At 53.6% G+C, this 12,150-nt stretch carries 9 protein-coding genes; 5 read left to right on the top strand and 4 right to left on the bottom strand.

Annotated elements, in window-relative coordinates; all coding sequences use genetic code 11:
• Positions 1 to 3: 3 nt before the first annotated feature.
• Both MHI06_RS28040 and MHI06_RS28035 read right to left on the bottom strand, forming a co-directional pair.
• Positions 4 to 585 (bottom strand): hypothetical protein, encoded by a 582-nt coding sequence (locus tag MHI06_RS28040; protein WP_340399790.1) that lies wholly within the window; start codon positions 583 to 585, stop codon positions 4 to 6.
• A gap of 33 nt (positions 586 to 618) precedes the next feature.
• On the bottom strand, positions 619 to 1,152 hold the full coding sequence (locus MHI06_RS28035) for a hypothetical protein (RefSeq protein ID WP_340399789.1): 534 nt from the start codon (positions 1,150 to 1,152) through the stop codon (positions 619 to 621).
• Between the two features lie 199 nt (positions 1,153 to 1,351).
• Here MHI06_RS28035 and MHI06_RS28030 point away from each other — a divergent pair, with 199 nt between their 5' ends.
• The 5 genes from MHI06_RS28030 to MHI06_RS28010 all read left to right on the top strand — a co-directional run bounded on the left by MHI06_RS28030 (position 1,352) and on the right by MHI06_RS28010 (position 9,810).
• On the top strand, positions 1,352 to 1,849 hold the full coding sequence (locus tag MHI06_RS28030) for a DUF6385 domain-containing protein (protein ID WP_169479932.1): 498 nt from the start codon (positions 1,352 to 1,354) through the stop codon (positions 1,847 to 1,849).
• A gap of 45 nt (positions 1,850 to 1,894) precedes the next feature.
• Positions 1,895 to 3,403, top strand: coding sequence for a DUF6385 domain-containing protein (locus MHI06_RS28025; RefSeq protein ID WP_340399788.1), 1,509 nt, complete (start codon positions 1,895 to 1,897; stop codon positions 3,401 to 3,403).
• Positions 3,404 to 3,482: 79 nt separating this feature from the next.
• Positions 3,483 to 5,765: a glycosyltransferase gene (locus tag MHI06_RS28020; protein WP_340399787.1), complete on the top strand. Its 2,283-nt coding sequence runs from the start codon at positions 3,483 to 3,485 to the stop codon at positions 5,763 to 5,765.
• A complete protein-coding gene (locus tag MHI06_RS28015; RefSeq protein WP_340399786.1) occupies positions 5,722 to 7,674 on the top strand; it encodes a glycosyltransferase in 1,953 nt (650 codons plus the stop codon). Before MHI06_RS28020 ends, MHI06_RS28015 begins: the two co-directional genes overlap by 44 nt.
• 123 nt (positions 7,675 to 7,797) lie before the next feature.
• Positions 7,798 to 9,810: a glycosyltransferase family 2 protein gene (locus MHI06_RS28010; RefSeq protein ID WP_340399785.1), complete on the top strand. Its 2,013-nt coding sequence runs from the start codon at positions 7,798 to 7,800 to the stop codon at positions 9,808 to 9,810.
• A gap of 201 nt (positions 9,811 to 10,011) precedes the next feature.
• Here MHI06_RS28010 and MHI06_RS28005 read toward each other — a convergent pair whose 3' ends face one another.
• Both MHI06_RS28005 and MHI06_RS28000 read right to left on the bottom strand, forming a co-directional pair.
• Positions 10,012 to 10,683 (bottom strand): class I SAM-dependent methyltransferase, encoded by a 672-nt coding sequence (locus MHI06_RS28005; RefSeq protein WP_340399784.1) that lies wholly within the window; start codon positions 10,681 to 10,683, stop codon positions 10,012 to 10,014.
• The gene (locus MHI06_RS28000; RefSeq protein ID WP_340399783.1) at positions 10,680 to 12,149 is read right to left on the bottom strand and encodes a glycosyltransferase; all 1,470 of its coding nucleotides are present in this window, start codon (positions 12,147 to 12,149) and stop codon (positions 10,680 to 10,682) included. The genes MHI06_RS28005 and MHI06_RS28000 overlap by 4 nt, the downstream gene beginning before the upstream one ends.
• Between the last annotated feature and the right edge of the window lies 1 nt (position 12,150).

The following is a 12,150-nucleotide window of genomic DNA, read 5'->3' as shown; positions in this document are numbered from 1 at the left end:
ACATCACACTTCCCACCAGGCGAAATAGGCAGTGGAGGCCATCAGTCCACCAACCGAGAGTGATCCGCCGACAGACAGGTTAATGGCCTGACCCGCAGGAACCACATAACGGCCGAATTCATTGGATAGAAAGGGCCCTGCTTGAAGGGGCATCGCCATCAATGAAGTCGCACCCGAAGGCACGGCAGCAGAGAATCGTACTACGGCTACACTGGTATTGCTGCTGGAAAGATTGCTGTTCACCGGCGTAAGTGTACTGGGAGAGGACAGCGTTCCATTTGCGGTCAGACTCATGGAACCGCTGAAGGAAGATAAAAGGTTGAGTGAGACTGTAATTCCGCCAGAGATCCGTGATACGTATAGGGTTTTTCCACTCCCCGCTGGATTGGCCAATTGTACGGTGGCGATTACCGTTCCTCCCAGCAATCCCAGTGTTGTGGAGTTGGTGGAACCTGCATTGTACAGATTGCCTGTGTTGCCGGCATCGTTCTCCGGTGGGGCAACAATGCCGGGAGAGGTATATGTGTTGGTATTTGACGTATAGACGGGCTGGCTTAACGGGTTGAATACATTATTGTTTGGCACTGTATACACCACCTTCTTCTACTATGATCCAACTCAGAATTCCCACCAGAACAGGTTAATGGCTCCCGTCTGACTCCCTGTACCTACACTAATGGATAAAGTTTGTCCCGGTGGAACAATAATCGAGCCGTTCAAATTCAGTGAATACATACCTGCGGTAAGCGGAATACTTGCGATGCTCGTGAAGGTTCCCCCAAGAGTACCCGTGCTTTGCCTCGTTGTGACTACACTGACGTTGGTATTTCCAAGTAGCGTATTGACGGGTACAGGCGAGCTGCCACCAGTCACCGTTCCTCCAGAATAGATGACAAGCGTAGCTGCTGCTGTTGTGCCTCCAGTGAGGCTGGATATGCGTAAAGTTCTGCCACTACCGGCTCCATTCAGGATCTGTAGAAGAAGATTTTGGCTGGCAGGAATTGCGGTATTGTTCGTCGTTAGGGCAAAGAAACTTCCGGCAGCAGCAGCACCGCTGTCTGGTGAAGCTTCAATTCCAGGTGCCGAGAAGGTATTGGTCAGTTGAGTAAACAGGGGACCATTGGATTGATTAAATACATTGTAGTTCGTCATCGCATCCACCTCCCGTAGACCAGTTCTTTTAGAGCAACACTCCGGTTAATTCGCATGTCATTGTACTTGCAGTGTATGTGAAAAGAAGAAAAATGGATTGGGAACTGAGCCGTATATCTGGAAATAAAGGCGGTTGCCGTGCCCGTATTTCCAATCCGGGCATACGATGCGTAAGCACATTTTTTAAGGGGAAATCGAGATGAGTCGAACAGCGAAGCGAAGCAAGAAGAGAACGAAGCAACCAACTAAATATGTTAGCCGTCGTCGCTCCCGTCATTCCTGCCGCGCTAAATTGCTGAAACCCCCTTGTTCCCGGATCACTCGTCCCCGGTTCAAGCAGGGTGCTTCCTCACGTACGAAACTCCCTGGTGCTATTCATTGTTTTACAGAGCATACGTATGTCGGAGCCGAGACCAGTAGCAGCATACACTCACTCCCGGCACAAGACACCTCATCACTCAGCATGTATACCTATGGCGTTGTGAATCGGGGCAAACATCCGGCTCTTGTACAGATCCAGATCAGTCCCAATGCCGTGGACTATGCTGTGGACAGCCAGGAGGTGGTCGCGGGAGGTCAGACCAAAGCGCTGGTACCCTTGCGATTTTTGCATTATACCCGGCTTGCAATTCGATCTGTTGAACCGGATCAGCCGACCCGGCTTGATGTTTACTTTCAGGCGCAGCGTATGCCGTAAGGGAGTAAAATTTCACAGATTTGACCAGGGAGGAGGACGAGGCACATGCCTAACTTTACAACGTTTAATACGAATCCGGATAATCTGAGGACATTGATTTTCGGCCAGGATAGTACAGGCACAGCCCAGCCCGTCAGAACCGATACGAGCGGGAACGTGGTTGGCATCATTTTGGACGGAACCATCAGTAACATCTCTGGTCTGACCACCGTTACGATTAATGCCGGAACCATTACGAACATTCTGAACGGCACAATTACAAGTGTACTTGGAGCGACCATCACGGCAGGTACGATCAACAGTGTGCTTGGAGCCACCGTTACCGCAGGTACCTTGACGAACTTGCTGAATGGTACGATCACAAGTGTATTGGGTGCGACGATCACGGCCGGAACGATTACAAGTGTACTCGGGGCAACGGTAACAGCAGGAACACTCACGAACTTGCTGAATGGTACCATCACGAGTGTGCTTGGAGCCACGGTGACTGCAGGAACATTGACGAACTTACTGAATGGTACGATCACAAGTGTACTTGGGGCGACGATTACAGCCGGAACGATTACCAGTGTGCTCGGAGCTACGGTAACGGCGGGAACGCTGACCAACTTGCTGAATGGTACGATTACGAGTGTATTGGGAGCAACGATCACAGCTGGAACCATCACTAGTGTGCTCGGAGCTACAGTAACGGCGGGGACACTGACGAACTTGCTGAATGGTACGATCACAAGTGTATTGGGAGCAACAATCACGGCCGGAACCATCACCAGCGTACTTGGAGCGACCATCACAGCGGGGACCATCACAGGTATACTCGGAGCAACGATTACCGCAGGTACGATCACGAGCGTACTAGGAGCAACCATCACCGCAGGCACCCTGACGAACTTATTAAACGGAACGATCACCAGTGTGCTCGGTGCAACGGTAACAGCGGGTACGTTGACGAATTTGCTGAATGGTACGATTACGAGTGTACTTGGAGCAACGATTACAGCCGGAACCCTAACGAACTTATTAAACGGAACGATCACCAGCGTGCTCGGCGCAACGGTGACAGCGGGGACGCTGACAAACCTGCTGAATGGTACGATCACGAGTGTGCTTGGAGCAACGATCACAGCCGGCACCCTGACGAACCTGTTGAACGGGACAATCACCAGTGTGCTCGGCGCTACAATTACGGCGGGAACGCTTAGCAGCGTGACGTCCATATCACAGAAGAGTTTTCAGGAAAACCAACTCATTAGCACCCCGACGGCTAACACCTTTACACCGCTTCCAGCAGTGACAACCAGTGTATTTGGTACGTATTCTTTCTTTGTATATAACAGGGGACCTGGTGTAAACCGGGTAGATGCTCGTGTTGAGATCAGTGCAAACGGTTCGAACTGGTACACGGATGTGACGACAGTAACAGGCATTTTGTCCGGGTCAGTGGATGTATTGGTTCCGCAGCGTTTTCTCAAATATACACGTCTATCCTACCGCTCCAGCCTAGTTGGTGCACCAAGTACGATTGATGTGTTCTTCAATGGACAAGGCACATAACCCATTCATTTGTCATATAGGTACATGGAGTTCCTTTGGTGGACTTCATGTACTTTTTTTGTATTGGAGGTGGTTATGTTTGCAGAACCGTTTACTTGGAATCCATATGATTGTGCAAAATGAAGAACATCATCTGCCCCGCTGTCTCGACAGCTTGATGCATATCGGCACGGAGTGCTTTATCACCGATACGGGCTCGTCTGACCGCACAACCGAGATTGCAAGAACATACGGAGCAACGGTGTTGCATGCCCGCTGGGAGGATGATTTTGCCCATGCGCGGAATATCAGTTTGCCTTTGGCTGGCACCGAATGGGTCCTATGTCTGGATGCGGATGAGTACGTCACACAGGGGTTGGAAGAACTACTGAACTATTTGCCTAAAGTCCATAAAAGCATTTCAAGATTACGCATTACTATAGAGAATCGATACGGTGAAGGGGCCGAAGAGAAGATGATCTCCCAACCGGTGAGACTGTTCCGTGCTAATCAAGGATATCGATATGTGGGACGCATCCATGAGCAGTTGGTTCGTAGCGGCCCGAGCAAGCTTGTCTTGATTGAGCCTGCTGATAGGGATAAGAACGAGAACTATACAGACGAAGAAAACGTATTGATCGAGACTGAACCGCTGGCTCCACTATGTCTCATTCATGATGGGTATCTGGCCTCCACGATTGTGAAGGAACATAAACCAAGACGTAATTTGAAGTTGATTGAACGGGAACTCGCAGATAATCCTGCACAGCCGTTTCATCTGTACAATCTCGGAGTGACCTATTGCCAACTTGGTCAGATTGAACAGGCAACTGAAGCGTTTAGTGTATCATTGCGCCTGACAGAGTTGCGCGCGCCTTATCGTCCTACACTGGTTAGAGATTATGCGAAGATCCTTGTGGGATTGGAACGATATGAAGAGGCGCATGCACTTCTGGCTGTGGAAAGGCATCGTTACCCATCTTATGCTGATCTGCACCTATTGTATGGGGAGACGTTGGAGCAGCAAGGTTTGGAGGAGCGTGCATATCAATCCTATGCCCGAGCGACCGAGTGCCTGGGGGTGCCAGACAGTGATGGACAAAGTGATGGTGGTAGCACGTTAGATTCGCCATATGTAACGGAAGCCGGTTCTGACAGTTACAGAGTCTATACCGCGATGGCAAGACTTGCCCAGAAACGTGGATTCCTGAATGAGTCCGCACATCTGTACGGGCTGGCATTGGACAGCATGTTTGCATATGCTCCGGCATGGGTGGGGTTAGCGGATGTACTGCAACAATCCGGAGAAACAGATGAGAACATAGCAGAAACATTGCTCGCCAGATGCAGAGGGATCGAAGAGTCAGATCACGGCGACACGATTCATGGTGAAACACCCCATCCATACGCCGTGAAGAATGAGGATCATTTTGCACAAGTCATTCATGTTCTCGCAGGCTGCGGAGCATATGGGCAGGCATTGAAAATGCTGGATACAGATGCTCGTATTACCCGTATCCATGTAGCGGATCGAATACATTGGATGTTGTGTGCGAATAAGGTTTCGGAGGCATTACAACTGGCAGAAGAACACTGGAACGTTGGGTGTGTACATGAAGCCAATCTGCCAACTGAGCACAGAATGGATTGGGCACTGGCTTATTGGGCTAATGGATTACGATTAACCGATATATTCCTCGCATCTACCCATCCACAAGAAAAGACGGTTTGGAAGGTCATGGATCGTCTGCTGGACCAGTTGACCAAAGAGCCGCGAAGCATGGAACCTGCGTCAGAAGAGCAGAAGCTTATGGAGTGGGGTCCGCAGGCACAGATGGTGGCAGAAAAGGTTGTACAGCAGGCCGTAAAGACTGGACATCTTACGCTTGCTGAGCACCTGCATGAACTGCGGGCAATCATGATGCGTGAGCATCGGGGAAAGGCAGTCACGGTCCGGCGGGAGTTTGCAAGTCTGCTGTATCGTCACGGGTATACCATGGTAGCCGCGAACATCCTGATTCAGTGCATGACCGAGAGTGATCTGGATGCCGAAGGGTTATTCTGGCTGGGTGAAACGCTGTCTGCCAAAGGATATTATGATCAGGCGCTGTCTCTGTTCGAGCAGGCTCTGGAGCGGGAACCTGATCTGCAACAGGCCAGAGCTGGTGCAGCAGTATGTTACTTGCGGATAGCAATGGAGGCACTTCGACAGGAGTTGGTTCGCTCCCCGTCGGCAGGGGCACTCGCGGCACAACATGCTGCACTGGAACAAAGGCTGCGGACGGCCGAAGGTATCCCATGGCGCACGATTTTCCATGCGAAGGAAAGGAGGAATCAGCTTGCGAGCGGAACGAATTTCCCTATGCATGATCGTGAAGGATGAGGAAGAGTTACTGCCCCATTGTCTTGCCAGTGTCCAGGGAGCGGTGGACGAGGTAATTGTCGTGGACACCGGTTCGTCGGACCGCAGCGCGGAGATTGCGCAGCAATATGGCGCGGTGGTTGTGGCGTTTGAGTGGTGCGATGATTTTGCCGCAGCACGGAATGCTGGCCTGGAGCGTGCTTCCGGCGACTGGATTCTCTTTCTTGATGCGGACGAGGCGCTCGATAGGGCTGCGAGGGAGCAGATCAGGAGCTGGACGGCGGTCAGCGGATGTGACGGATTGTTTTTAAACATTCATAACTATACAGGTACGGGTCAGCAGGGGGTTACCGTGAATCCGGTTTTGCGTCTCTTTCGTAATGCCCCGGAGCATCGATTTGAAGGGCGAATTCATGAGCAGATTGCGGCGGCGATCTGTCGTGGGAATCCAGAGGCTGCTTTTCATGTGACGGACATGGTCATCCATCATTATGGATATCAGACGGCGATTGTGGAGCGCAAAGATAAGGTGAACCGCAATGTCCGCCTGCTGCAACAGGCAGTGGAGGAAGAACCGGGTCAGCCATTCCATCACTATAATCTGGGCGTAGAATATCTGCGTGTGGGGGAAGCAGAGCGGGCCTTGGAGACGTTTGCTGTGGCTCGGATGGGGATCGATCCAGCGGTGACCAGTTACGCACATTTGCTGTTCAAATATGAAGTTCGTTGTCTACAGCAACTGAATCGCTGGCAGGAGGCATTGGATCGAATCGATGCTGCGCTTGAACTCTTTCCAGAGTACACGGATCTGATGCATCATCGCGGAGTATGTGCAGATGCATTGGGCGATGCAGATCGGGCAGAATTGTCACTGCGTGAAGCGGTTCGCATGGGGCCACCTCCACCCATATATCATACGGAAGAAGGCATCGGCACCTATCAGACGTGGTATACGCTAGGGCGATTGCTGGAAGGAAGGGCCGATCTGGAGGGTGCGGTGGATGCTTACGTGGAAGCGGTGCGTGCCAAATCCAGTCTGTTACCTCCGCTCTATCGGATATTCCGGATGATGCGAGTCTCCGGGCAGGAACATCAGATTCCAGAGCTGGTGACGGAGCGTTTTGCGCTCGGATCAGAAGAGGCTACACACAAAGTATTGGGCATTCTGGAGCAAAGTCGTTGTTATGAAGCGGCTCTGCAATTGTTACCGGAGATTTCCTCACAGCCTTCCGGAGAGATGAGGGAGCGTTTATCTGTGGCGGAGGCGATGCTCCAAATCCAACAGGGGAGATGGAATAAGGCGCGTCTGAAATTGGAACCTGTGCAGCGGAAAAAAAGGCTGCTCGCGATCTCGTCTGCACGATGGCTCGAACGGTTGGAATGGCTCGAAGGGAAGGAAGTCAGCGGAGACGATCCTTTGACGTTGTGGTTGAAGCGTAGTTCTCAGGTAAGTGCAGTAGTAACCAATGATGAGGAATCTGCTGTGCAGACATGGCGAACGGTTGGTCTGCGAGCGACAACAAAGAAGGACACGGACGCTAGCATGGACGGAACGGTTGCAGGAGCAGAGTATGATGGCTGGCAGGCGCTCGGACTGATGATGGAAGGATGTGTGCAGTCAGGACGTTGGAAGGAGCTGCATAGCTTGATTCAGATGTGTCGACAGCAATTAGCTGGAGATGATTTATCTGTTGGGGAGAGCGTTCGAGTGGGAGAGAAAGAGAACTTGAATGAGAATGGAATGGAGTCATTCCCTGGGGCTTCGGATTCCCTCGCGGGAACTAGTTGGCTGGTGAAGGGATTGGTTAGTGCTGCGGATCATCATCTGGAGGTGTTCGCCCAACATACGAATGGAAATCGACACCGTTGTTGGCCTGTCGTTCAGCATATTCGGCTTGAACTGCCAGGGGCGGATGGGTTCGAGAACTAATTCGAGAGCTAAGTGGTATAAGGTAGGTGCAGGAGCTAAAGGTAATACAGATGCGTACTGGATGGGACTGAACTCCGTTGGTTAAGGGTGGTGATGAATGTGAGCACAGGGATTAGCTTGTGCATGATCGTGAAGGATGAAGCCGGGCCACTCCAGCGGTGCCTGAATGCAGTCAGGGATATCGTAGATGAGATCATCATCGTGGATACAGGATCGGAAGACGATACAATTGAAATAGCCCGCCGCCATGGTGCCATTGTAATTCGCACAGAATGGAACGGAGACTTCAGTGAAGCCCGTAATCTGTCACTGGCTGCTGCTACGAATCCGTGGATTCTGGTGCTCGATGCGGATGAAGTATGGGTACAGACCCCACAGATGAAGGCAGAGCTTATGCATTTGTTAGCTGAGAGCAGGGATGATGTGTGGGGTTACTGGATACAGGTCACGAGTCTGCTGGGTGTGTCTGGTGAAGAGCGTGTGACAGATGCGGTGTGTCGTTTGTTCCGAAATGATCCTCGAATTGCCTTTCAGGGCAGAATTCATGAAGAGATCGCTTCATCCATTATGGCACTGGCTTCGCAAGGTGTGCTTCATTCTGGACTTGAGGTCATTCATTATGGATATCTGGAGCAGACAATCGTCGACAAAAATAAAGGTGCACGGAATATGCAATTGATTCGCTCCGCGTTGAATCAGGAGGGCGACCAACCGGAGTTGTTATATGCTCTGGCTGCCGAGTGGTTTCAGCAAGCGAAGTATGATGAAGCACTCCGGTTGTTGCAGCCATTATTGGCACAACTTATGCCGGAGTGTGGATATCACTCGGATCTGGTGCTGAAAGCGGCTTACGCCTGGCGAGAAATTGGCAGTCCAGAACGGGCGCTTGCTGTGGTGGAAGCATGGGCGCCCGTGTATGAGGATTTTCCGGATTTGTTGGAGCTTGGTGCTGTACTGGAGCTGGATCAAGGGAGCGAGGATGTGGCTTTGGACTGGTTAAAACGGGCTAGATCCGCTGCTTCCACAGCCAACCGATATACGTCGGTCTCTGGTGCTGGAACCTATCGCAGCCTGACACTGGAAGGCATGGCACATGAGCGAGCTGGCCGCTGGGCGGAGGCAGAAGCCGCGTACACGGCGGCACTGGGCATGCAACCAAGCAGCTTGCCTGCATGGCAGCGGCTGTTGTTGCTAGCCGCAACCACCGGGCGGCCGCAAGCCATCGCCAGCGCAGCCGCCCGGGGAAGCTTGCCGCCTGCGGCATGGCAAGCGCTGATCGCGGCTGCGTTGGCTGCGCATCGGCCGGAGTGGCTGCTACGCCATGCGGCAGCACTTGTTGCCCCACTGCGGGCACAGCCGCTGGGCGCCGGGCTTGCGCTGGCCCAGCTGGGCGAAGACGCCGCGGCTCGGGCGGCTTTGCAGCCCTGGGCGGCGCATGCGCAGCACGGGCCAGAGGCGGCGCTGGCGCTGTGGGCGCTGGGCCGCAAGCCGCCGGGCGGGCGCAACGCCCGCCCGGCGGCTCGCCATGCGGCAGCGCTGCCCGCCGCGGCCCACGCCGCCGAGGCGTTGCTTCAGCGCGGGGCCCCGGCCCGCAGCAACGCCTCGGCGCGCAGCAGCGGCAGCCCGCCCCGCGGAGCAACGCCCGGCGTCCTGGCCGCGTCTTCGCCTGGCCTGCTCGCCGCTGCGCAAGCGCTTGCCGGCGTAGGCGCCTGGGCCGCATGGCTGCGCCTGCTGCAAGCCCTGCCGCCCCGCGGCGCGCTGGCGTTGCTCGCAGCGCTTCCGCCTGCGGCACGCTGCGGGTTGCTGCGCGCACCCGCGAGCGTCCGCGAAGGGCTGCTGGCGCTATGCGGCACGCCTGACGGCGCGCAGCAGCCCCTCGCGGACGAAGTGCCCGCCCCGGAGCGCACCGCTCACGCGCTCCTTGCGGGCACGCTCGCGTTGCTCGCCGGGCGGCAGAACCTGGCGCGTGAATGGGCCGAATCGGCCCAACTCACTGCGCGGCAACCTGCCGCCTCAGGTCGCCCGGCGACTGCAATCTCGCCGGGCCTGCAAACCCTGCTGCGCCTGACAGCACCCGGCGCAGCCACTGCCAAAGAGTACACCAACCAGTGCAACATGTTACTGGTACACCTATAATTTTTCTTTAATCTTTAATCTTTAATCTTTAATCTTTAATCTCTAGTCTCTAACCTCTGATTTTTAGTCTCTAGTCCCCAACCCCCAATCCCGATCTGTTTCTCAATTGATCTCCGATTGAAAGTGCAAAAGCAACGGAGCAGCCGGTAATCGGATTATTTCCCGAGCCGTGCATGGTTCCGTTGCCAATAGCTCGATCCCTCAACCTTTGCATATCACTGCGCGAAAACAGCGAATCGGCGTGCCATACATATCAGACCAGATGGCATCATCCGGCTCTTCCACATTCAGCTTATCTTCAATGGTTAATCCGGTGACAGCCATGATCGTCTCTAGCAGATCCGGCCGCATCTCGGGCACATCGAAGGTAGCGATCAACTGTCCGTTGGGCTTTAGCACTCGGGCGAATTCACGAAAAGCCCGCAGCATTGTGCCTGTATCCAGATGTTCCAATACGGAGATACAGAACACCCGGTCGAACTTGCCGGACTCATACGGAAGTTGGGCCAGATTAGCCTGTGCACGGTGCAATCGGACGAGACTCGAATCCGGCAGATCCTGGGCGGCTTGCTCGCCAAAGTCAGAAACAATATCCAGCCGGATCGCCTCTTCAGACAAAATGCGTTCATCCCAGTCGCAGGCGTGAACCTCGCGGCAGTTCTCTGCAAGCCAGAATTTGAACGGATGGGAGATGCCGCAGGCTGCATCAAGGACCACATCGTCCGGACGTGCAAACCGCCGGGCCCATTCATATTCATATGGACGGCTCCACCATGCCGGATGCAGGGGGAAGACCAGTGTGTCCGTTTTAGGGTCACTTTGCCGAATGTATCTTGATTCCATGAATTCCGTTGTCTTGGGCGTATCCATCATCCCCGAATTCCCTCCTTCAATCCTGTCTCTGCCAAAAAAGATTCCAACACCGTGCTCCACCGGCTCCGCCACCTGGCAAGATCATAGGACAGTGCAGTCTCGCGCGCATAGATTCCCAGTCGTTCTCGCTCGGCCCGGTCCTGAACGAGACGTACCAGTGCGGCGGTGAGTTCCTGCTCGCCAGGAGGTACGAGCAGCCCATTAAACCCGTCCTGAATCAGATCATTCAATCCGCCAACATTGGAGGCAATCACCGGAAGACCACAACTCATCGCTTCCAGACAGGCATAGGAGGTACCCTCTGAGAACACGGTTGGAATTACGGCGATATCTGCCTGATGGTACGCCTCCCGAATATCCCGGAAATCATACGTGCGCTGGTTAATTCTCGCTGCATGTGGATGAGTACGATGCCAATAACGAAAGGCTCTCCCCACCGTACTGCCTTCGACCAGTTCCCCGGCAAATTCAATCTCCAGATCCGGAAAGGCCCCCAATAGCTTATCTGCTGCCAGCATCATCGGAATAATGCCCCGTTCCATGCTGATACGGCGTGGATATATAATGCGAATTGGGCGGGGAGAGGACGCAGGGGCATCCACAGCTTTCTTTTCAACCTGTCCCTGAATTGGACCATTAACCTGACATTGAGCATCTGCTTCTATTACAATATCGTTAGCCCAATCCGTTGAATTGCGGTGGCTGCGAGCAACCCTATACGATTCGCCATCTACCTCGATTTCTTCCATTTTCGATACATTGAAATGGGGATCCACCTCTCCATCACCACTCGTTCCAGTCTTGCCTTTTAAAGTTTTCACGCCTGATATAACCGCTCCAAGATTCTCCTCATGACTCGCCAGATCAGTCTTCCATGCAGCAAGCCATTCGTCTTCCTGTTCCTGCTCTAAGGTCCGCGTTGGTGGGGCTGGTGTGAAATAGGACGTATCCACTGCATTGGGAATCAGGACAACCTGTCTTGGGTCGGTATAGGTGCACGCGGCCCGGCAAAAGGTCTGGAAATGGGAATCCACAGACACGATACGCACAAGTCCATCCAGAGCCAGCTGAATGTGTTCTGCTACTTGTTGTTTGGTATCCAGTGGCAGTCCGGGACGATCCCAGTTAATGCCATGACAGATGCCAAGACTGCCGGGTTTGTAGGTGATGGGCTGCCACAGACAGCTGGCATAGATCACGGGGCCGCGCGCCGCGGCTGCCATCCGGTCAAAGGCTTCGGGCACATCATTCATGTCATACGCATAGCCAAATACATCAATCTGCTCCGTCCGCGTCTGAAACGCTTCAAAATAAGAGAGCTGATGAACCTCGGGAATATGCCCGAGCCCACGGATGACACTGCACAGATCCAAAATGTAGCGCTCCAGTCCACCGCCAAATACCCGGCCAAATTCCCGATTGTAACCATCGGTAAAGCTATGCGTCAGAATACTCACCACGCCCATT

Source organism: Paenibacillus sp. FSL H8-0079, from assembly GCF_037991315.1.
Lineage (GTDB): Bacteria > Bacillota > Bacilli > Paenibacillales > Paenibacillaceae > Paenibacillus.
This window is presented reverse-complemented; position numbering and strand designations above follow the sequence as displayed.